21 protein-coding genes and 1 pseudogene are annotated in these 22514 nt (G+C 48.3%); 13 read left to right on the top strand and 9 right to left on the bottom strand.

Features of this window, described 5'->3' with window-relative positions; all coding sequences use genetic code 11:
- Window position 1: 1 nt before the first annotated feature.
- Entirely contained in the window at window positions 2–415 is a 414-nt protein-coding gene (gene hns, locus OGX89_RS04335; RefSeq protein WP_003020723.1) for a histone-like nucleoid-structuring protein H-NS, read from the bottom strand.
- Window positions 416–1025: 610 nt separating this feature from the next.
- On the opposite strand from hns, the gene tdk reads away from it, so the two are divergent.
- Window positions 1026–1643, top strand: coding sequence for a thymidine kinase (tdk, locus tag OGX89_RS04330; protein ID WP_008784954.1), 618 nt, complete (start codon window positions 1026–1028; stop codon window positions 1641–1643).
- 242 nt (window positions 1644–1885) lie between these two features.
- Here the strand turns inward: tdk and adhE are convergent, their stop codons facing one another.
- Window positions 1886–4564, bottom strand: coding sequence for a bifunctional acetaldehyde-CoA/alcohol dehydrogenase (adhE, locus tag OGX89_RS04325; RefSeq protein ID WP_003833375.1), 2679 nt, complete (start codon window positions 4562–4564; stop codon window positions 1886–1888).
- A gap of 487 nt (window positions 4565–5051) precedes the next feature.
- Between adhE and ychE the strand changes: the two genes are divergently transcribed.
- The 7 genes from ychE (at window position 5052) to OGX89_RS04290 (ending at window position 13086) form a co-directional block, all read left to right on the top strand.
- Window positions 5052–5699: an NAAT family transporter YchE gene (gene ychE, locus OGX89_RS04320; protein WP_003020714.1), complete on the top strand. Its 648-nt coding sequence runs from the start codon at window positions 5052–5054 to the stop codon at window positions 5697–5699.
- 771 nt (window positions 5700–6470) lie between these two features.
- On the top strand, window positions 6471–8102 hold the full coding sequence (gene oppA, locus OGX89_RS04315; protein WP_003833370.1) for an oligopeptide ABC transporter substrate-binding protein OppA: 1632 nt from the start codon (window positions 6471–6473) through the stop codon (window positions 8100–8102).
- A 232-nt stretch (window positions 8103–8334) separates the two neighbouring features.
- The gene (gene oppB / locus OGX89_RS04310) at window positions 8335–9255 is read left to right on the top strand and encodes an oligopeptide ABC transporter permease OppB (protein ID WP_003020708.1); all 921 of its coding nucleotides are present in this window, start codon (window positions 8335–8337) and stop codon (window positions 9253–9255) included.
- A 14-nt stretch (window positions 9256–9269) separates the two neighbouring features.
- A complete protein-coding gene (oppC, locus tag OGX89_RS04305; RefSeq protein WP_003020701.1) occupies window positions 9270–10178 on the top strand; it encodes an oligopeptide ABC transporter permease OppC in 909 nt (302 codons plus the stop codon).
- 11 nt (window positions 10179–10189) lie between these two features.
- A complete protein-coding gene (oppD, locus tag OGX89_RS04300) occupies window positions 10190–11203 on the top strand; it encodes a murein tripeptide/oligopeptide ABC transporter ATP-binding protein OppD (RefSeq protein WP_003833364.1) in 1014 nt (337 codons plus the stop codon).
- A complete protein-coding gene (gene oppF / locus OGX89_RS04295) occupies window positions 11200–12204 on the top strand; it encodes a murein tripeptide/oligopeptide ABC transporter ATP-binding protein OppF (RefSeq protein ID WP_003833363.1) in 1005 nt (334 codons plus the stop codon). Before oppD ends, oppF begins: the two co-directional genes overlap by 4 nt.
- A gap of 45 nt (window positions 12205–12249) precedes the next feature.
- The gene (locus tag OGX89_RS04290; protein ID WP_063940827.1) at window positions 12250–13086 is read left to right on the top strand and encodes an ion transporter; all 837 of its coding nucleotides are present in this window, start codon (window positions 12250–12252) and stop codon (window positions 13084–13086) included.
- 37 nt (window positions 13087–13123) lie between these two features.
- On the opposite strand, the gene OGX89_RS04285 is transcribed toward OGX89_RS04290, so the two are convergent.
- A complete protein-coding gene (locus OGX89_RS04285; protein ID WP_003020691.1) occupies window positions 13124–13453 on the bottom strand; it encodes an HI1450 family dsDNA-mimic protein in 330 nt (109 codons plus the stop codon).
- Between the two features lie 34 nt (window positions 13454–13487).
- Window positions 13488–14948 (bottom strand): cardiolipin synthase, encoded by a 1461-nt coding sequence (gene cls / locus OGX89_RS04280; protein WP_003020687.1) that lies wholly within the window; start codon window positions 14946–14948, stop codon window positions 13488–13490.
- A gap of 142 nt (window positions 14949–15090) precedes the next feature.
- Between cls and OGX89_RS04275 the strand changes: the two genes are divergently transcribed.
- On the top strand, window positions 15091–15264 hold the full coding sequence (locus OGX89_RS04275) for a YciY family protein (RefSeq protein WP_003020684.1): 174 nt from the start codon (window positions 15091–15093) through the stop codon (window positions 15262–15264).
- 51 nt (window positions 15265–15315) lie between these two features.
- Here OGX89_RS04275 and OGX89_RS04270 read toward each other — a convergent pair whose 3' ends face one another.
- Window positions 15316–15612, bottom strand: a complete 297-nt coding sequence (locus OGX89_RS04270; protein ID WP_003020675.1) for a YciI family protein — start codon at window positions 15610–15612, stop codon at window positions 15316–15318.
- A 215-nt stretch (window positions 15613–15827) separates the two neighbouring features.
- On the opposite strand from OGX89_RS04270, the gene tonB reads away from it, so the two are divergent.
- Entirely contained in the window at window positions 15828–16556 is a 729-nt protein-coding gene (gene tonB, locus OGX89_RS04265; RefSeq protein WP_168150127.1) for a TonB system transport protein TonB, read from the top strand.
- Window positions 16557–16620: 64 nt separating this feature from the next.
- Here the strand turns inward: tonB and yciA are convergent, their stop codons facing one another.
- The 4 genes and pseudogenes from yciA to OGX89_RS04245 form a co-directional block, all read right to left on the bottom strand.
- Window positions 16621–17022, bottom strand: coding sequence for an acyl-CoA thioester hydrolase YciA (yciA, locus tag OGX89_RS04260; RefSeq protein ID WP_003020670.1), 402 nt, complete (start codon window positions 17020–17022; stop codon window positions 16621–16623).
- A gap of 165 nt (window positions 17023–17187) precedes the next feature.
- A complete protein-coding gene (locus OGX89_RS04255) occupies window positions 17188–17727 on the bottom strand; it encodes a septation protein A (RefSeq protein ID WP_003020667.1) in 540 nt (179 codons plus the stop codon).
- A 54-nt stretch (window positions 17728–17781) separates the two neighbouring features.
- Window positions 17782–18525, bottom strand: a complete 744-nt coding sequence (locus OGX89_RS04250) for a YciC family protein (protein WP_003020663.1) — start codon at window positions 18523–18525, stop codon at window positions 17782–17784.
- Window positions 18526–18553: 28 nt separating this feature from the next.
- Window positions 18554–18631: pseudogene (locus tag OGX89_RS04245) on the bottom strand (YkgJ family cysteine cluster protein); the annotation flags it as partial.
- Between the two features lie 292 nt (window positions 18632–18923).
- Between OGX89_RS04245 and ompW the strand changes: the two are divergent.
- From ompW to OGX89_RS04230, 3 genes are all read left to right on the top strand, one after another.
- Window positions 18924–19562, top strand: a complete 639-nt coding sequence (gene ompW, locus OGX89_RS04240) for an outer membrane protein OmpW (protein WP_126957511.1) — start codon at window positions 18924–18926, stop codon at window positions 19560–19562.
- A 426-nt stretch (window positions 19563–19988) separates the two neighbouring features.
- Window positions 19989–20705 (top strand): YebC/PmpR family DNA-binding transcriptional regulator, encoded by a 717-nt coding sequence (locus OGX89_RS04235; RefSeq protein ID WP_063940825.1) that lies wholly within the window; start codon window positions 19989–19991, stop codon window positions 20703–20705.
- Window positions 20706–21361: 656 nt separating this feature from the next.
- Window positions 21362–22482, top strand: a protein-coding gene (locus OGX89_RS04230) for an IS3-like element ISSen4 family transposase (RefSeq protein WP_136754148.1) whose coding sequence is annotated in 2 segments (ribosomal slippage) — window positions 21362–21620 and window positions 21620–22482 — 1122 coding nt in all. Because the reading frame shifts where the segments join, the coding sequence is not laid out codon by codon here.
- Window positions 22483–22514 lie beyond the last annotated feature (32 nt).

Below are 22514 nucleotides of genomic sequence, written 5' to 3'. Positions count from 1 at the left end.
ATTATTCCTTGATCAGGAAATCGTCCAGTTGTTTACCTTGTTCTTCCATAGCTTTTTTGATCACTGCCGGTGTACGACCCTGGCCAGTCCAGGTTTTAGTTTCACCGTTTTCGTCAACATAGCTATATTTAGCCGGACGTGCAGCGCGCTTAGCTTTGGTGCCAGATTTAACAGCAGCCATGCTATTCAGCAATTCGTTCGGATCAATGCCGTCAGCGATCAGCATTTCACGATATTGTTGCAGTTTACGAGTACGTTCTTCAACTTCAGCAGCAGCAGCGCTTTCTTCTTCGCGACGCTCGCTAACTACAACTTCTAATTTTTCCAGCATTTCTTCAAGCGTTTCCAGAGTGCATTCTCTTGCCTGCGCACGAAGAGTACGGATGTTGTTCAGAATTTTAAGTGCTTCGCTCATTGTAGTAATCTCAAACTTATATTGGGGTGGTTTGTTGAGCTAATAATAGAGCGATAAATTCAGTTGTGCAATAGCCAGGAATGTAAGGAATTCAAAATTGCGCTTTATTTAGTATCAGAATTAATTCTCCTGTCTTAAATTCCCCATGATGTTGGGCATAAAAAAGGCTTATTGGCGAGGGGGCTTCTCAGCGGCTGAGAGTAAAAATTCAAGATTCAGGTCACATTTTATGGTGTACAAATAGTATCTCTTTGCAGTGATTTCAACCTTTTGTATTAGTTTTGCTTACGTGAATTCGCTAATACATGGCGACAGTAGGTAGATTCAATAACAATATGGGAAGGGGTTCTTTATTGCCGTATGATGATAAGTGACATTGATAAATTTCATGAGCACTATTTGTGAAAGAGTGTGTATATACGCGTCCGAGCTCAGGCTGTTTGGTCGATGGTTGTATGCTCTCTCACTACCCGTTACTTAAATTCAGGTGGCACTGTGCGAGCTTGCCCGCTCATTTATACGCCTTGGCGGCCAACGCTACACCGACATGTTCGTGAAATATGATACAATCCAGCCCATATTTATTTCCCCGGGTGAGGGCCTTCGGTCAATGGCACAACTATATTTTTACTATTCTGCAATGAACGCAGGTAAGTCGACTGCATTGTTGCAATCTTCGTACAATTATCAGGAACGTGGGATGCGTGCCGTTGTATATACAGCGGAAATTGATGACCGTTTTGGTGCTGGAAAAGTAAGTTCACGTATAGGTCTGTCGTCACCTGCAAAATTGTTTAACCAAAATTCATCATTGTTCGAAGAGATTCGCGCCGAGAATGCGCAGCAAAGAATTCACTGTGTACTGGTCGATGAGTCTCAGTTTCTGACCCGACAACAGGTTTATGAATTATCTGAAGTTGTCGATCAACTGGATATTCCTGTTTTGTGTTACGGCTTACGTACTGATTTTCGTGGTGAGTTATTTGGTGGCAGCGAATACCTGCTTGCGTGGTCAGATAAACTGGTTGAATTAAAGACCATTTGTTTCTGTGGCCGTAAGGCCAGCATGGTATTACGCCTTGATCAGGCTGGAAGACCTTATAACGAGGGCGAGCAGGTGGTTATCGGCGGGAATGAACGCTATGTGTCGGTATGTCGTAAACACTACAAACAAGCGCAGTCTGAGGGCTCTCTGACGGCGATACAAGAACGACACAGCCACGATTAACCCTGTACGCTTCTGAGCGCTTATAAACACAGGGTAGGCCGGAACCTTCGTCAATGTTCTCTACCCTGTCAGACTCTCTTCTGACGGCTAGTCTCACATCTTCCTGAATACATCTCTTACACTGCCATTCTATTCACATGGTTAAATTGTGTATTCCCCGATTTTCATAACACAAGACGAAAAAAAACGGCCCCAATTCAATTGGGACCGTTTATGATGAAACTAAAACTTATCTGAGCAAATTAAGCGGATTTCTTCGCTTTCTTTTCTGCTTTCGGTGCAGCTACTGCTTCAGTCTTAGCGGCGGTCTGACCTTCGCTATACTCACGACCGTAGTAGGTATCCAGCAGGATCTGTTTCAGTTCAGAAATCAGCGGGTAACGTGGGTTAGCACCAGTACACTGGTCGTCAAACGCATCTTCAGACAGTTTGTCCACGTGTGCCAGGAAGTCAGCTTCCTGAACGCCAGCTTCACGGATAGACTTAGGAATACCCAATTCAGCTTTGATTTCTTCCAGCCAGCCCAGCAGTTTCTGGATTTTCGCGGCAGTACGGTCGCCCGGTGCGCTCAGACCCAGATGGTCTGCGATTTCAGCGTAGCGACGGCGTGCCTGCGGACGGTCGTACTGGCTGAATGCAGTCTGCTTAGTCGGGTTGTCGTTCGCGTTATAACGAATAACGTTGCTGATCAGCAGGGCGTTCGCCAGACCGTGAGGAATGTGGAACTGAGAACCCAGTTTGTGCGCCATTGAGTGACATACACCCAGGAAGGCGTTAGCAAACGCGATACCGGCGATAGTTGCTGCACTGTGTACACGCTCACGCGCTACCGGGTTCTTAGAACCTTCATGGTAAGACGCTGGCAGGTTTTCTTTCAGCAATTTCAGCGCTTGCAGAGCCTGACCATCAGAGAACTCAGAAGCCAGTACTGAAACGTAAGCTTCCAGAGCGTGAGTGACGGCATCCAGACCACCGAACGCACACAGTGACTTCGGCATATCCATAACCAGGTTAGCGTCAACAATCGCCATATCCGGAGTCAGCGCGTAGTCTGCCAGCGGGTATTTCTGCCCAGTTGCATCGTCGGTAACGACCGCAAACGGAGTCACTTCAGAACCGGTACCGGAAGTGGTGGTAACTGCAATCATCTTCGCTTTTACGCCCATTTTCGGGAACTTGTAGATACGTTTACGGATGTCCATAAAGCGCAGTGCCAGTTCTTCGAAGTGAGTTTCCGGGTGCTCGTACATAACCCACATGATTTTCGCGGCGTCCATCGGGGAACCACCACCCAGTGCGATGATTACGTCTGGTTTGAAGGAGTTAGCCAGCTCAGCACCTTTGCGAACAACGGTCAGAGTCGGGTCAGCTTCAACTTCAAAGAACACTTCGGTTTCAACGCCAGCAGCTTTCAGAACGGAGGTGATCTGGTCTGCATAACCGTTGTTGAACAGGAAGCGGTCGGTCACGATCAGCGCACGTTTGTGACCATCGGTAATCACTTCATCCAGTGCGATTGGCAGAGAGCCACGACGGAAGTAGATAGATTTCGGAAGTTTGTGCCACAACATGTTTTCAGCTCGCTTAGCAACGGTTTTCTTGTTGATCAGGTGCTTAGGACCAACGTTTTCAGAGATGGAGTTACCACCCCAGGAACCACAACCCAGAGTCAGGGAAGGTGCGAGTTTGAAGTTGTACAGGTCACCGATACCACCCTGAGAAGCCGGGGTGTTGATCAGAATACGTGCGGTTTTCATCATCTGACCGAAGTAAGCAACACGCTCTGGCTGGTTGTCCTGGTCAGTGTACAGGCAAGAGGTATGACCGATACCGCCCATCGCAACCAGTTTTTCAGCTTTGATGACTGCGTCTTCGAAGTCCTTCGCACGGTACATTGCCAGCGTCGGAGACAGTTTCTCGTGAGCAAACGGTTCGCTTTCGTCAACAACCTTCACTTCACCGATCAGAATCTTAGTGGTTTCTGGTACGGAGAAGCCTGCCAGTTCAGCAATCTTGTATGCCGGCTGACCAACGATAGCTGCGTTCAGCGCGCCATTTTTCAGGATAACGTCCTGGACTGCTTTCAGCTCTTTGCCCTGCAGCATGTAGCCGCCGTGAGTCGCAAAACGCTCACGTACTGCATCATATACGGAGTCAACCACGACGACAGACTGCTCAGAAGCACAGATTACGCCGTTATCGAAGGTTTTAGACATCAGAACAGATGCAACAGCACGTTTGATATCAGCGGTTTCGTCGATAACAACAGGGGTGTTACCTGCGCCTACGCCGATAGCCGGTTTACCGGAGCTGTATGCCGCTTTAACCATGCCTGGACCACCGGTCGCAAGGATCAGGTTGATGTCCGGGTGGTGCATCAGCGCGTTAGACAGTTCAACGGAAGGTTGATCGATCCAGCCGATCAGATCTTTCGGTGCGCCAGCAGCGATAGCTGCTTGCAGAACGATGTCAGCTGCTTTGTTAGTTGCATCTTTTGCGCGCGGATGCGGAGAGAAGATGATGGCGTTACGGGTCTTCAGGCTGATCAGTGATTTGAAGATCGCAGTAGAGGTAGGGTTAGTGGTTGGAACGATACCGCAGATGATACCAATCGGTTCAGCAATGGTAATGGTACCAAAAGTGTCGTCTTCAGACAGCACACCACAGGTTTTTTCATCTTTGTAAGCGTTGTAAATGTATTCAGAAGCGAAGTGGTTTTTAATCACTTTATCTTCGACAATACCCATGCCGGATTCGGCAACGGCCATTTTCGCGAGAGGAATTCGAGCGTCTGCGGCAGCCAGAGCGGCGGCACGGAAGATTTTGTCAACCTGTTCTTGAGTGAAACTGGCATATTCACGCTGGGCTTTTTTTACGCGCTCTACAAGTGCGTTAAGTTCAGCGACATTAGTAACAGCCATGATGCTCTCCTGATAATGTTAAACTTTTTTAGTAAATCATCTGCTCGATACGAGAGTATAGACAGACCGACGAAAATTTGTGTAATGGTTTGAAAATCAAACGGTTAATTAACGTCCACTTTACTTTGATTTACTAAAAGAGCTTATACGCTAGCGCCTGTTAACTCTAACGCGTTACCTCCAGGTGGCGTAAGCAAGATTACTCACTTCTGAGTAGTAATTGCGTGATCTGGATCAAAAATTCGCAAAGCTGACACCTTTCAGCAGGCCCTTTTAGCGTTTCTCGTTAAGTGTTAATAAATTGGCGTGATGAATGCTAATAACATTAGCATATTTAATACATATTAATAACACTGAGTATTGGTAGCGTATTTACATTGATATACGCAGATAGAAGGTGAAGTATGCTGACAAAAGGCGTATCTTCAGCGCGGATTTTATCAATTTTTATGACTCATTTTATCCGGCTAACGCTTCGGAGCTAACCGTGATCCAAACGCTATTTGATTTTCCTGTCTATTTTAAATTTTTCATTGGGTTATTTGCGTTGGTCAACCCGGTAGGGATCATCCCCGTCTTTATCAGTATGACCAGCTATCAAACTGCCGCAGCACGAAACAAAACCAACCTCACGGCAAACCTTTCTGTCGCAATCATCCTGTGGACTTCGCTGTTTCTTGGTGATGGTATTTTGCAACTCTTCGGCATCTCAATTGACTCGTTCAGGATCGCTGGCGGCATTCTGGTTGTGACTATCGCGATGTCAATGATTAGCGGAAAACTAGGGGAAGATAAACAAAACAAACAGGAAAAATCAGAAACCGCAATCCGTGAAAGTATCGGCGTTGTGCCGTTGGCATTGCCGTTGATGGCGGGGCCGGGGGCGATAAGCTCAACTATTGTTTGGGGTACGCGATATCATAGCGCGATTAACCTGTTTGGCTTTTTTGTAGCGATTGCGTTGTTTGCCCTGTGCTGCTGGGGGCTGTTCCGCATGGCACCATGGTTAGTGCGCCTGTTGGGCCAAACCGGTATCAACGTCATTACGCGTATTATGGGGCTGCTGTTAATGGCTTTGGGTATCGAATTTATCGTTACAGGCATCAAATCCATTTTCCCTGGTTTGCTGGCCTGAAACCTCTCTTCTGTGCAAACGGAGTCGTGTCCGGCTCCGTTTCATTTCATTATCAGTAAAACTTCTCACTAAAGTTGAAAATCAGCAGAGCAATAATAAAAAATGCTGATGATTAACTCTCCTGTTAGTCATTGATTCTAAAGATATAACACGTCTCAGTGCGCCCGGTGAAGACCGATACTGCTGTTATTTTATTAACATCATACTCTGGGGCTTGCTGAAGGATTATCGAAATGTTATTAGTTATTTCAGCCTTAATTTCAGATGAATGTGCTAATTAATAACCAATTGTTAAATTTATGTGCATTTTGACATGGCGTTGACTTCGGACAGGATGGTTAACACCATAGTCGACATAATGTATTGATTTTTGTGAATTTCCCATAACGAATCTTCATTCGTAAGACTTTTTAAGTGAGATTTATTTCCAATAAAAGAGAATTGGTTAACAAATTTGTAAAATGTATTGGCGGTTAAGAAACGCATTTGATACTTTCCGGCCAGATAATATGCAGAAGAATTCACGTTGATGAGAATCATTTGCAGTTAGTTTCTCTCAACAGGGTAATAGCGTGTTTCCGGCAGGGGAGGCACGTAGAGAATCGACGCAAGGCGGTCATACGAATCGCCAGAATAAATAAAGTCGGTGATAGCAAGCAGTAAAACAATAAACCACCTGACGGCAGAAAATCTCCGGTGCCGTACAGGGATCCTGACAGGATTAACAGTCTGGTTAAAAAACCAGCCATAATAATGAGGGAGTACAACACAATGACTAACATCACTAAAAAAAGTTTAGTAGCTGCGGGGATCTTAACTGCGCTAGTCGCTGGAAATGTTGCCACGGCGGCAGAAGTGCCAGCGGGTGTGCAGCTTGCTGAAAAGCAGACTCTGGTACGCAATAACGGTTCGGAAGTGCAGTCACTCGATCCCCACAAAATCGAAGGTGTACCTGAATCCAACATTAACCGTGACCTGTTTGAAGGTTTATTAATCAGTGATGTCGATGGCAAACCATCGCCTGGCGTGGCTGAAAAATGGGAAAATAAAGATTTTAAAGTCTGGACATTCCATCTGCGTAAAGATGCAAAGTGGTCTGACGGCACGCCTGTTACCGCGCAAGATTTCGTGTATAGCTGGCAACGTTTGGCTAATCCAAATACTGCATCACCGTATGCCAGTTATTTGCAGTACGGTCATATTGTCAATATTGATGATATTATCGCCGGTAAAAAGCCGATCACCGATCTCGGTGTAAAAGCTCTCGACGATCATACTTTTGAAGTCACCCTCAGCGAACCAGTTCCTTATTTCTACAAACTGCTTGTGCACTCATCCGTTTCACCGGTTCCTAGAGCTGCTGTTGAAAAATTCGGCGAGAAGTGGACCCAGCCCGCTAACATCGTTACTAACGGTGCGTATAAACTGAAAGACTGGGTTGTCAACGAGCGCATTGTGCTTGAGCGTAATACCAACTATTGGGACAACGCCAAAACGGTTATTAACCAGGTAACCTACCTGCCTATTTCTTCTGAAGTGACTGACGTTAACCGCTATCGCAGCGGTGAAATCGACATGACCTATAACAACATGCCGATTGAGTTATTCCAGAAACTGAAAAAAGAGATCCCGAACGAAGTCCACGTTGACCCCTATCTGTGCACCTATTATTACGAAATTAACAACCAGAAAGCACCGTTCAACGATGTTCGTGTTCGTACCGCCCTGAAGCTGGCGTTGGATCGTGACATTATCGTCAATAAAGTGAAAAACCAGGGTGACCTGCCGGCATATAGCTTTACTCCTCCATACACTGATGGTGCGAAACTGGTTGAGCCAGAGTGGTTCAAGTGGTCTCAGGAAAAACGTAATGAAGAAGCGAAGAAACTGCTGGCTGAGGCCGGATATACCGCTGAGAAACCGCTGACCTTTGATCTGTTGTATAACACCTCAGACCTGCATAAGAAGCTGGCTATTGCCGCGGCATCTATCTGGAAGAAAAATCTGGGTGCTAATGTGAAGCTGGAAAACCAGGAATGGAAAACGTTCCTCGATACGCGCCATCAGGGCAACTATGATGTTTCGCGTGCGGGCTGGTGTGCAGACTATAACGAACCGACGTCCTTCCTGAATATGGTGCTGTCCGACAGCTCCAATAATACCGTCCACTATAAGAGCCCGGCATTTGATAAGCTGATTGCGGATACGCTGAAAGTGACGGATGAAGCGCAGCGCAGCGAACTGTATTCGAAAGCGGAACAGCAGTTGGATAAAGATTCTGCGATTGTACCGGTTTATTACTATGTTAACGCCCGCCTGGTGAAACCATGGGTTGGCGGATACTCCGGTAAAGACCCGATGGATAATATCCACGTTAAAGACTTGTATATTATCAAGCATTAATGGCAAGACGTGGGGCAATCATGTTGCCCCACAGTGTCTTTTTCTTCGAACTATAAATACCTCTTTAGACAAAGAGAGGTATACCCTAAATACTTCACGTTGCAGGAAGGCGGCAACGCAGCGAATAACCAGGAGCTTACTTAAGTAAGTGACTGGTGTGAGCGAGTAAAGCCAACGCACTTGCAGCTTGAAGTATGACGGGTATAAAGGCACACGCCAGAAGGTACGGGCAATGTTAAAATTTATATTACGTCGCTGTCTGGAAGCGATTCCGACGCTGTTTATTCTTATTACGATTTCATTCTTTATGATGCGCCTTGCGCCCGGAAGCCCATTCACCGGGGAACGCGCGTTACCGCCAGAGGTGCTGGCGAATATTGAAGCGAAATATCATCTTAACGATCCCATCTCGACGCAGTACTTCAGCTATCTGAAACAGCTGGCGCACGGCGATTTTGGACCATCCTTTAAATATAAAGACTATACGGTTAACGACCTCGTTGCCTCGAGCTTTCCGGTTTCTGCGAAGCTGGGTGCGGCAGCCTTTATTCTGGCGGTACTCGTCGGTGTTAGCGCCGGAGTGATAGCCGCGCTGAAGCAAAATACACGTTGGGACTATACGGTGATGGGGGTGGCTATGACCGGGGTGGTTATCCCCAGTTTCGTGGTCGCTCCCTTATTGGTCATGATATTTGCCATAACCTTGAAATGGCTACCCGGCGGGGGCTGGAACGGCGGGGCGCTGAAATTTATGATCCTGCCGATGGTGGCCTTGTCACTGGCCTACATCGCCAGTATCGCCCGTATTACTCGCGGTTCGATGATTGAAGTACTGCACTCTAACTTTATTCGTACCGCGCGCGCTAAAGGGCTGCCGATGCGGCGGATTATTTTCCGTCATGCGTTAAAACCAGCGCTGTTGCCAGTGCTGTCCTATATGGGACCGGCATTTGTCGGCATTATCACCGGTTCGATGGTTATTGAAACCATTTATGGTTTGCCGGGTATTGGCCAGTTGTTCGTCAATGGGGCGTTAAACCGCGACTATTCGCTGGTTCTTAGTCTGACCATACTGGTGGGTACGCTGACCATCGTGTTTAACGCGATTGTCGATGTGCTGTATGCCGTTATCGACCCGAAAATTCGTTACTGATACTGGAGCTCGCTATGATGTTAAGTAAGAAAAACAGCGAGGCGCTGGAGAATTTCAGTGAAAAGCTGGAGGTCGAAGGCCGTAGCCTGTGGCAGGACGCGCGTCGACGCTTTATGCATAACCGCGCGGCGGTAGCAAGCCTGGTGGTGCTGGTAATTATTGCGCTGTTCGTAACGCTGGCACCGATGTTGTCGCAGTTTACCTACTTCGATACCGACTGGGGCATGATGTCCAGTGCGCCGGATACGGAATCAGGCCACTATTTCGGTACTGACTCGTCGGGACGCGACCTGTTGGTGCGTGTGGCAATTGGCGGGCGCATTTCGCTGATGGTCGGCATTGCGGCGGCGTTAGTCGCGGTGGTTGTTGGTACGCTGTACGGTTCTCTGTCGGGCTACCTCGGCGGAAAAATCGACTCGGTGATGATGCGTCTGCTGGAAATCCTCAACTCCTTCCCGTTCATGTTCTTCGTGATCCTGCTGGTCACCTTCTTTGGGCAAAATATTCTGCTGATTTTTGTCGCTATCGGGATGGTCTCCTGGCTGGATATGGCGCGTATCGTGCGTGGGCAAACGCTAAGTCTCAAGCGCAAAGAGTTTATTGAAGCGGCGCAAGTGGGTGGGGTGTCTACCGTGCGTATCGTTATCCGCCATATTGTGCCGAACGTGCTGGGTGTGGTGGTGGTTTACGCTTCATTGCTGGTGCCGAGCATGATCCTATTTGAATCCTTCCTGAGTTTTTTGGGATTAGGTACGCAGGAGCCGTTAAGTAGCTGGGGCGCGTTGCTCAGTGATGGTGCCAACTCTATGGAAGTCTCACCATGGCTGCTGCTGTTCCCGGCTGGTTTCCTGGTGGTCACTTTGTTCTGTTTTAACTTTATTGGCGATGGCCTGCGTGATGCCCTCGACCCGAAAGACCGTTAAGGAGTGCAGCCATGAGCGTAATTGAAACCTCAACCGCGCCGCTCGCGCAACAACAGGCTAACGCACTGCTAAACGTAAAAGATTTGCGTGTGACGTTTGCGACCCCCGACGGCGATGTAACTGCGGTCAACGATTTAAACTTTTCTCTGCGAGCTGGAGAAACGCTGGGTATTGTCGGTGAATCCGGTTCGGGTAAATCGCAAACGGCCTTTGCCCTGATGGGCCTGTTGGCGGCAAATGGTCGTATCGGGGGCTCCGCAACGTTCAACGGGCGTGAAATTCTGAATTTACCGGAACGTGAACTGAACAAACTGCGCGCCGAGCAAATCTCGATGATTTTCCAGGACCCGATGACGTCCCTCAATCCATACATGCGGGTCGGGGAGCAGTTGATGGAAGTTCTGATGCTGCATAAAGGCATGAGCAAAGCGGAAGCTTTTGAAGAGTCAGTCAGAATGCTGGATGCGGTGAAGATGCCGGAAGCGCGTAAGCGTATGAAAATGTATCCGCATGAATTCTCCGGTGGTATGCGTCAGCGCGTAATGATCGCCATGGCACTGTTGTGCAGGCCCAAATTACTGATAGCCGATGAACCGACCACTGCGCTTGATGTAACGGTACAGGCGCAAATTATGACGCTTCTGAATGAACTGAAAAGCGAATTCAACACCGCGATTATCATGATCACCCACGATCTGGGGGTTGTTGCCGGTATTTGCGATAAAGTCCTGGTGATGTACGCCGGACGTACTATGGAATACGGCAGTGCGCGGGATGTCTTTTATAAGCCCGTTCATCCGTATTCGATTGGTTTGCTAAATGCCGTACCTCGTCTGGATGCAGAAGGGGAAGAGATGCTCACTATACCGGGTAACCCACCGAACCTGCTGCGTCTACCAAAAGGCTGTCCATTCCAGCCGCGTTGCCCGCATGCGATGGAAATCTGTAGCAGTGCTCCGCCACTGGAGGAATTTAGTCCAGGCCGCCTGCGTGCCTGCTTTAAGCCGGTGGAGGAACTGGTATGAATGCGGTGACCGAACAACGTAAAGTGCTCCTTGAGATTGCCGACCTTAAAGTCCATTTTGATATTAAAGATGGCAAACAGTGGTTCTGGCAACCGACTAAAACCCTGAAGGCGGTTGATGGCGTAACCCTGCGACTGTATGAGGGCGAAACCCTGGGCGTGGTCGGTGAATCAGGCTGCGGAAAATCGACCTTTGCCCGTGCGATTATCGGCCTGGTGAAGGCCACCGATGGAAAGGTTGCCTGGCTGGGTAAAGATTTACTGGGCATGAAACCCGATGAGTGGCGGGAAGTACGCAGCGATATCCAGATGATTTTCCAGGATCCTCTGGCATCGTTAAACCCGCGCATGACTATTGGTGAAATCATTGCTGAACCGCTGCGAACTTATCATCCGAATCTTCCTGGTCAGGAAGTCCGCGACCGTGTGAAGGCGATGATGATGAAGGTTGGACTATTGCCTAACCTGATTAACCGCTACCCACATGAGTTTTCCGGTGGCCAGTGTCAGCGTATTGGTATTGCCCGCGCGCTGATCCTCGAACCGAAGTTGATTATCTGCGATGAACCGGTTTCAGCGCTGGATGTATCAATCCAGGCCCAGGTGGTTAATCTTCTGCAACAGCTTCAGCGCGAAATGGGATTATCGTTAATCTTCATTGCTCACGACCTCGCGGTGGTTAAACATATCTCCGACCGTGTGCTGGTTATGTATCTCGGACACGCGGTGGAATTAGGGACCTATGATGAGGTGTACCATAACCCGCTGCATCCTTATACCAAAGCGCTGATGTCTGCGGTGCCAATCCCCGATCCGGATCAGGAAAGGAATAAGGTTATTCAGTTGCTGGAAGGCGAGTTACCGTCCCCGATTAATCCTCCTTCCGGTTGCGTGTTCCGTACGCGCTGCCCGATTGCTGGACCGGAATGCGCAAAAACGCGCCCGGTTCTGGAAGGAAGTTTCCGACATGCAGTTTCCTGCCTGAAAGTAGACCCGCTATAATCCTGAGGGCTGACAAAGGTCAGCCCTTTTTTTGGTGAGGTTTCTGTGCCAGGTTTAGTCTCTTCTGTCCGCCGTGCGCTCTATCGCAAATTATTTGATTTAAATACCCGTTCAGGGCGTCGCTTTGAAGGTATGTGCGCACTATTTGCCTTGCTCAGCGTTATCGTTATCTTCATTGAGTCCGGAGTAGGGACGCAATACCATTTAACCTTTGAGGAATGGCGCATTTTTGTCTGGCTGGAGATCTTTATTACTCTGGTCTTCACCCTCGAATATCTTCTGCGCTTATGTTGCTGGGCCAACCCCGCTAAATATGTGTTCAGCTTCTGGGGGATAATTGACCTTGCCACCATTCTGCCGCTGTATGTGATGTGGCTATGGCCGGAAATCAGTCTTAGCTATGTTTTCGCCTGGCGAGCGATGCGTGTCCTGCGCGTTCTGCGTATTCTCAAGCTGCTGCGCTTCATGCCTTCTCTGCGGGTGTTCTGGAATGCGTTAAAAAGCGCCCGACATCAGCTGATGCTGTTCTATTCCTTTATCGCCATCCTGATGGTGGTTTTTGGCGCGATGATGTATCTGATTGAAGGGCCAAAATATGGGTTTACTACGCTGAATGCGTCGGTGTATTGGGCGATTGTTACTGTAACCACCGTCGGCTATGGCGATATCACGCCGCACACACCGTTGGGGCGCATGGTCGCGTCCGTGCTTATCCTGATTGGTTACTCGGTGATTGCCATACCGACGGGGTTGATTACCACGCACATGAGCAGTGCGTTCCAGCAGCGTGGGCACCAACGAAAATGTCCCCAGTGTCAGCAGGCGCAGCACGAAAATAGCGCGCAGTTTTGTAATCGTTGCGGAAGCAAATTACCGGGGTAAAAATGAAAAAAGCTGCGAGAGCAGCTTTTTTGTTTGATTATTCGCGCCAGAGAATATGGCAGAGCTTATGATCTTTTTCGCGACATAATAAAACGCGCGCAAAAATATCGTTAATCTCGCCGTCTTCTGTATCTGCCAGACCAATCACCACCTCGGCAAAGAAGTCAGGGTTCAGGTCAAAATCAACATGCTCCTGCCAATCTTCTGCCGGATCGAACAACTCGGCACCGCCACGCTCTTCAAACTGCAAATTGAACAGAATGATGTCGGCTGGATCCAGATTGTCCGCAGCCAGTTCGAGAAAAATGTCGTAAGCCTGCTCAAGCGTTTCGTCTTCGGTCAGGCGATTGTTCAAATCCATATCCATAATGACTACCTGTTTACTGTCTGATGGGCACGTTTTACAGCAACGGACTAAAGAAGTAAAACAGTCGCTCTGCTATCCTCTGCCAGAGTGGTCGTTTTACCCACAAACGGGCATCAAGCAGGCGTGAACGCGAAATATAATCATCCTGCACTGCCGCGAGATCGCCACCGAATCCGGCATCATCAATGACCAGCGTGATTTCAAAATTGAGCCACAGGCTGCGCATATCCAGGTTAACCGTCCCGACCAGGCTCAGCTCGCCATCGACCAGTACGCTCTTGGTGTGCAGCAAGCCACCTTCGAACTGATAAATTTTAACGCCAGCTGCCAGCAGCTCGGTGAAAAAGGCCCGGCTTGCCCAGCCAACCAGCAGGGAGTCATTTTTACGTGGAAGAATGATACTGACGTCAACCCCACGCTGCGCTGCCGTGCAGATCGCGTGCAACAGATCGTCGCTGGGGACGAAGTAGGGGGTGGTCATAATTAAATATTCACGCGCTGAATAAGCAGCGGTAAGCAGCGCCTGATGAATCAAATCTTCAGGGAAACCAGGACCTGAGGCGATAGTGTGAATGGTGTGGCCGCTGGCCTGCTCAAACGGCATGATATTGACGTCTGGTGGCGGAGGCAAAATGCGCTTTCCGGTCTCAATTTCCCAGTCGCAGGAATAGACAATGCCCATAGCAGTGGCGACAGGACCTTCCATTCTCGCCATTAAATCAACCCATTGCCCGACACCCGCATCCTGTTTGAAGAAACGCGGGTCGACCATGTTCATGCTGCCGGTATAAGCAATGTAGTTATCTATCATGATCATTTTGCGGTGCTGACGCAGGTCCATACGGCGTAAAAATACACGCATCAGGTTCACCTTCAGCGCTTCTACAACCTCGATACCTGCGTTACGCATCATCGCCGCCCAAGGGCTGCGAAAGAACGCCACGCTGCCAGCGGAGTCCAGCATCAGCCGACAGTGAATGCCACGTCTCGCGGCAGCCATTAACGACTCGGCTACCTGATCGGCCATACCGCCAGGCTGCCATATGTAGAACACCATTTCGATGTTGTGGCGCGCCAGTTGAATATCACGGATCAGCGCCTGCATCACGTCATCTGAACTGGTGAGCAACTGCAGTTGGTTTCCCTTAACCCCGGCTATTCCCTGACGGCGCTCGCACAGTTTAAATAACGAAGAGGCGACGCTGCTGTTTTCCTGGGCAAAAATATGCTTGCAGGCCTTGAGATCGTTCAGCCATTTGGCCGTTGACGGCCACATTGCCCGGGCGCGTTCGGCACGTCGCTTACCCAGGTGGAGTTCACCAAAGGACAGATAAGCAATGATCCCTACCAATGGCAGAATATAGATGATCAACAGCCAGGCCATTGCGGAGGGCACTGCGCGTCGTTTCATTAGAATGCGTAATGTTACGCCAGCAATGAGTACCCAGTAACCCAGAATGACCAGCCAACTCACCACGGTGTAGAAGGTTGTCATAAATTTAAAAATCCTTTTGAAAGCGTATTGTTAAGAGTTTACGCATCAGGATTAATCTGGCAAATAAAAACAAGGGAAAACCACTGGTCTGCATTCGGTCTGGCGTTATAATGGCCGCTCAGTGACTGAAAGAGTAGTAAACATGAAGCGTAGTAGAACGGAAGTGGGACGTTGGCGGATGCTGCGTCAGGCTAGCCGCCGTAAAGCACGTTGGCTTGAAGGACAATCGCGTCGTAATATGCGTATCCACACTATCAGAAAGTGCATTCTCAACCACCAGCGTAACTCGTTGTTGTTTGCGATCCACAGCATCTGATCCCAAAAGGGCACCGCTGGCGGTGCCCAATGTCTGCTTTGCGTTCTGTTTTTAAAATACTTTTTTGTAAGGTTTTACTGAAACCTGCGCATACACGCCCGCCGCGACATACGGATCGGCTTCCGCCCACGCCTGTGCCGCCTCCAAAGATTCAAATTCGGCAATCACCGTCGAGCCGGTAAAACCCGCCGCACCGGGATCGTTACTATCGACCGCTGGCATGGGGCCCGCCGTGAGCAAACGACCTTCGTCATGAAGGAGTTGCAGGCGAGCCAGATGAGCAGGGCGCACGGAGAGACGTTTTTCGAGAGAGTCTGCAATATCTTGAGCGTAAATAACATACAGCACGGGTAGAGCTCCTTGAACGGTAAAAGTCGTTAATAACGTTATTGGAAAGGCCTAACAACTGCAACGGAAAGATAACTGATATGTTAAGGCCATACTCTGAAAGCGGTTTTTTATCATAAAATCGCGTTTTAAATGTCAGTTACCGCCACGGGCTTATTGAATATGATTGCTATTTGCATTTAAAATCAGGGCCTGGTTTTTTTACTGAAACGATTATGACTTCAATGACCCTTGATTTACCTCGTCGCTTTCCCTGGCCAACGTTACTGTCTGTCGGCATTCATGGTGCCGTAGTGGCTGGTTTGCTGTATACCTCGGTACATCAGGTTATTGAACTGCCTGCGCCAGCGCAGCCGATCTCTGTCACGATGGTCGCGCCTGCCGACCTTGAACCGCCTCAGGCCGTTCAGCCGCCGCCGGAACCCGTTGTCGAGCCTGAACCGGAACCAGAACCGATTCCAGAGCCACCAAAAGAGGCACCGGTGGTGATTGAAAAACCGAAGCCCAAGCCTAAACCGAAGCCAAAACCGGTGAAAAAGGTGGAAGAGCAACCGAAACGCGATGTTAAACCAGCAGAACCGCGCCCGGCCTCCCCACTGGAAAATACGGCACCTACTCGCACAATGACCAATACCGCGCCGGCAACTACCAGCAAACCGGTGGTCAGTGCGCCATCAGGTCCACGCGCTTTAAGCCGTAATCAGCCTCAGTATCCGGCGCGAGCTCAGGCGCTGCGCATTGAAGGACGGGTAAAGGTCAAATTTAACGTAACGCCGGATGGTCGGGTTGAAAATGTGGAGATCCTGTCTGCGCAGCCTGCCAATATGTTTGAGCGTGAAGTGAAAAATGCGATGCGTAGATGGCGTTATGAGGCAGGTAAACCCGGTTCCGGACTCGTGGTGAATATTGTTTTCAAATTAAACGGCACAACGCAAATCGAGTAAGCATCAGGCCGTCCGGCAATCATCACTCTTGATCATTGCCGGATAGCATTACTGGCGTGTGCTATCAGGCCAACGTGGGAATTGGACGCGGTTTCCCGTCTTTATCAACGGCAACGTAGATAAACAGAGCTTCGGTGGCTTTATAGCGCTGCCCAATAGGTTCAGAAGCGACTTTCTTCACCCAAACTTCAATATTGATGCTGATTGAGGTTGTCCCGCGTTTCACACAGCGCGCGTAACAACACACTACATCACCAACGGCGACCGGCCGCAAAAAGCTCATTCCTTCAACCCGCACCGTTACCACACGACCATGTGCGATCTCTTTGGCCTGAATCGCGCCACCTATATCCATTTGTGACATCAGCCAACCGCCAAAAATATCACCATTCGCGTTGGTATCTGCAGGCATGGCCAGAGTACGTAAAACCAGTTCACCCTGGGGAGTGTTATTCGTTGTTGTCATTGTAGAACCGACTATAGAGAAAGATTACAGGCGCGATGCTACTAGAATTTGTGCGTTGAGAATAGAGGGGATGCGGCGTGCAGAGCAGATGTAAGCCAGGTTGTCAGCACAATGGAACGCGAGGGGATAAAAATTCGCCAGATCCGCAGATCTGGCGAGCATGTATTACGATTTATCTTCTTGCGGCAGATGACGGTAAATATAGACTCCACTCAGCAGCGTAAAGAATAAAGTCAGGGCGGTCAGGCCGAACACTTTGAAGTTGACCCAAATGTTCTGCGGTAGCCAAAATGCAATATAGATATTCGCCAGACCACACAGGATGAAAAAGACGGCCCATGCTAAATTAAGTTTCGACCACACCGGCTGCGGCAGGGTCAGCTCTTTACCTAACATGCGCTGAATTAGCGGCTTTTTCATTACCCACTGGCTAACCAACAGAGCACCAGCAAACAGCCCGTAAATCACCGTTACTTTCCACTTAATGAATTCATCGTTGTGGAAAAAAATAGTCAGGCCACCAAATACGGCCACCAGGACAAAGGTGATTAACGCCATCTTCTCGACCTTGCGATAGCGAACCCAGCTGTAAATCAACACTACAGCCGTCGCGACAATCAGCGCCGAGGTCGCCGCATAGATGTCATAAAGCTTATAAAAAGCAAAAAAGACAACCAGCGGTAAAAAATCAAGAAACTGCTTCATTCTTCGATTCCGTCATCAAAAGCACCGGGTACAAGCCCGGAATGCGTTCAGGGTTTATTGGCGAATCAGCATGTACAGGCGGAACAAATAGATCAGCAACACGGCGGAGATCATATTGCTCAGCGTATTCGCCAATACCGCGCCTACATTCGGCGTAAGTACTGCAAAACTTGGCGCAAAAAGCAACAGCAGCGTTTTTGCCAGCAACCAACCGATCACTGCCGGCGCAACCAGTCGCATATTCGACCACGCCAGACGCATACTGTTGCGCATCGCGGCAAAGACACCCATTTTGTCCTGTACCAACATCACAGGGGCGAGTGCCAGCAGGATCGCCAGCAGAATACCGGGTACAACAACCAGCATAATACCGATTTGCACCAGCAGAGTAGTCAGAAAAATCAGAATAAACAGCTTCGGTAACACTGGCGCACTGGCGCCGATGGCACGTAATGCGCTGACGCGATGACCTGCTGAAATCAGCTGAATCATCAGGATGACACCCCCGGCGAGGATGGCATTACCAATCAGACCGGAAAACGTCGACGCCGCGGAAGCGCGTAGCAAAATTTGCTGTTGCTCCGGGGTCATGTTTTGCACCAGATCGAACAGCCCCACGCTGCTGGTTAACTGATCGCCTTCACTGAGTTGCGCAATTTGTGCGTCAGTGGGGGAAAAGGCATGCCCTAACACCACTGTGATAAACGCGCACAACAACGATACCAGCAAGATGGTAATGAATTGATTACGGAAAAAGTTTCCCGTGTCACGGTAAACGGATTTCGCCGTGATAGACATGCACTCTCCTTGAGTTTTGCAGGTGTTCATTTGCGGGCAATTGTACCCTGGATAACTCTACAGTGGCAGCATCGCGCGATGTATGGAAAAGCATATCTTTGTAAAGCTGCAGTAATTTTTGGCTATGACTTCAGCGTCGTGCATGAACGCTGTTTGTTATCTGCGCATCACGAGCAGATATCCATCACCCATCAGCAATGAGCTGGAGGTACTTGCACATTGAAAATATATCAAAATTGATCTGAATTAATTTAACCAGGATTTTGAATGCAAGTTCTAACTTAATCTGGATCAATAAATGTTAAATTATCAAAGTCAATGTGATCAATGTTAGATCACTTATTACTCCAATGTGGGTATATTCGTTCCGCTTTTATAACCATAACGATGGAGCGGACATGAAAAAATTAACAGTTGCAGCATTGGCTTTAACAACTCTTCTCTCTGGTAACGCATTTGCGCATGAAGCTGGAGAGTTCTTTATTCGTGCAGGTTCTGCCACCGTCAGGCCGACGGAAGGTGCAGGTGGTACGCTGGGCAGCTTAGGTGGCTTTGATGTCAGCAATAACACGCAGTTGGGTCTGACATTTACCTACATGGCAACCGACAATATCGGTGTTGAATTACTGGCAGCTACGCCGTTCCGCCATAAAATCGGTACTGCTGCAACGGGTGATATTGCCACCGTACATCATTTACCGCCGACGCTAATGGCGCAGTGGTACTTCGGTGACTCCAGCAGTAAACTGCGTCCGTACGTAGGTGTTGGGGTGAACTACACGACCTTCTTCGATGAAGGCTTTAACGATAACGGTAAAGAAGCGGGGTTATCGGACCTGAGTCTGAAAGATTCCTGGGGCGCAGCAGGGCAAGTTGGTATGGACTATCTGATTAACCGTGACTGGCTGATTAACATGTCGGTGTGGTACATGGATATCGACACCACCGCAAGCTATAAAATGGGCGGTGTACAGCAGCGAGACAGCGTACGCCTTGATCCGTGGGTGTTTATGTTCTCTGCGGGTTATCGCTTTTAAGTTTTTCTGCAAACCCCCTGCAAAACTGGTCATCAAATGGCCAGTTTTTCCATTCTTTTCCACACGTGTCGTTGTCTTGAACGGCCATTATTTTGCGCCTCTGGCCTGACAAAATTTGTGTGTCGATACCTCGCTATAAGCAGTACTGCGCTAACTTTAATAGCAAGTGTGTTTATCTGGAATATCACTTTTGTTTCTCTTCTCTTATGCATTATTGTTGCGGTTCATTTATTACGCACAAAAAACCTGAAGATAGTCAGGGGATAATTTATCCAAAATGTTAACTATTGATAAAATTAAAGTAACATATCGTAAAATTTGGATATTTTATTTTTCATGGACGAGGATTTATACGTCATGATATAATGTAATGCTAGGTTATTTACTTGTCGGCTATGTAAATGAATTTTTGAGGAGATCATTCCAGTGGGACGTAAGTGGGCAAATATTGTTGCTAAAAAAACAGCTAAAGACGGAGCAACGTCTAATGTATATGCAAAATTCGGTGTAGAAATTTATGCTGCTGCTAAACAAGGCGAACCAGACCCAGAATTAAATACATCTTTAAAATTCGTTATTGAACGTGCTAAACAAGCGCAGGTTCCAAAACACGTTATTGATAAAGCTATTGATAAAGCCAAAGGCGGCAGCGATGAAACGTTCGTGCAAGGGCGTTATGAAGGCTTTGGTCCCAGTGGCTCACTGATTATCGCTGAAACATTGACTTCAAATGTTAACCGTACGATTGCTAATGTCCGCTCAATTTTTAATAAAAAAGGCGGGAATATCGGAGCGGCTGGTTCTGTCAGCTATATGTTTGACAATACCGGAGTGATTGTATTTGAAGGGACAGATCCTGACCACATTTTTGAAATTTTGCTTAATGCTGAAGTAGATGTTCGTGATGTAACCGAAGAAGAAGGAAACATCGTTATTTATACGGAATCTACAGATCTTCACAAAGGCATTGCAGCTTTAAAAGCCGCAGGGATTACTGAATTCACTACCACAGAATTAGAGATGATTGCTCAATCAGAAATTGAACTTTCACCAGAAGATTTAGAAGTCTTTGCAGGGCTTGTTGATGCCCTTGAAGATGACGATGATGTTCAAAAAGTATATCATAACGTTGCAAATCTCTAATGATAGATTAAAAGAATCTGTCATTATGGCAGATTTTTTTAACTCATAGGGTTGTTATGAAGAAGAATGTCTGGCCAGATATGTTTATTCTAAAAAATAGATAAAAACCACTATCTTAAAAAAGAAAATGTAATAATTAAAATCTCTGGCCTTAACTTCTTAGGTACGCGATAAACGTTATACGTCCAATACGCCCCGCGATATCCTGAATCCACTCAGCGCTGCTATGAACAATTGAGATGTTAACTCCATCATTCCAGGTCATCCTGATGCAAGCACAACGTGAGTTCCTCGCTTATCGCTGTCCCGACAGTATGAGTGAAGCTTTTCATCAGACTTTTCATCAGATAGTCTGGTCCGCTTCACGCTCAGAGTCGTCCAGCGATTGACAGTCTCAGGCAGTATGGAAACAATGAGTACAAGTACACTGTTATTACAAACTCGGATATTTTCCATCGTCATCAACTAAAAAGATCTGAGATAGATACCAGGTATCATTTTCTTTGGACAATTGATATTCATAAATAGGTGAATAATACTGCCTTGATAATTTGGTCGTTACGACCGCTATTTTTTCAGTAATCTTGACCTGCTCCCCGTTGATTAGTACACCCCGATGTTAGTAATGTCTTCATAAGCCACATGAGGACATCCCCATGAAGAAGCGTTTTTCCGACGAACAGATCATCAGTATTCTCCGCGAAGCCGAAGCTGGGGTACCCGCCCGTGAACTCTGCCGCAAGCATGCCATTTCCGATGCCACGTTTTACACCTGGCGTAAGAAGTATGGCGGTATGGAGGTGCCTGAAGTTAAGCGCCTGAAGTCGCTTGAGGAAGAGAACACCAGACTCAAGAAGCTGCTTGCCGAAGCCATGCTGGATAAAGAGGCGCTTCAGGTGGCTCTTGGGCGAAAGTACTGACGACAGACCAGAAGCGGGAAACCGTGATGTTGATGTGTGATGCGACCGGTCTGTCGCAACGTCGTGCCTGCAGGCTTACAGGTTTATCCCTGTCGACCTGCCGCTATGAGGCTCACCGTCCGGCTGCTGATGCGCATTTATCAGGGCGCATCATTGAGCTGGCACTGGAGCGCAGGCGTTTTGGCTACCGTCGTATTTGGCAGTTGCTGCGCCGTGAAGGGCTTCATGTTAATCATAAGCGCGTGTACCGGCTTTATCACCTCAGTGGCCTGGGCGTAAAACGCAGAAGACGTCGTAAAGGGCTGGCAACAGAACGTCTGCCGCTGCTCCGTCCGGCGGCGCCCAATCTGACCTGGTCGATGGATTTCGTCATGGACGCACTTTCCACCGGTCGCAGGATCAAGTGTCTTACCTGCGTCGATGATTTCACAAAGGAATGCCTGACGGTCACTGTTGCCTTTGGGATTTCAGGCGTTCAGGTCACGCGTATTCTGGACAGCATTGCACTGTTTCGAGGCTATCCGGCGACGATAAGAACTGACCAGGGGCCGGAGTTCACTTGCCGTGCACTGGATCAATGGGCCTTTGAGCATGGTGTTGAGTTGCGCTTAATCCAGCCGGGCAAGCCAACGCAGAACGGATTTATTGAGAGCTTTAACGGACGATTTCGCGATGAATGTTTGAATGAGCACTGGTTCAGCGATATCGTTCATGCCAGGAAAATTATTAATGACTGGCGGCAGGATTATAACGAATGCCGCCCGCACTCCACGCTGAATTATCAGACACCGTCTGAATTTGCAGCGGGCTGGAGAAAGGGTCATTCTGAGAATGAAGATTCCGACGTTACTAACTGAGTGTTGTATCTAATCGTGGGGGCAGGTCAATC

This window comes from Citrobacter sp. Cpo103, from assembly GCF_030332605.1.
GTDB lineage: Bacteria > Pseudomonadota > Gammaproteobacteria > Enterobacterales > Enterobacteriaceae > Citrobacter > Citrobacter portucalensis.
The sequence above is the reverse complement of the archived record's forward strand: the minus strand, read 5'-3'. Positions and strand labels throughout refer to the sequence as shown.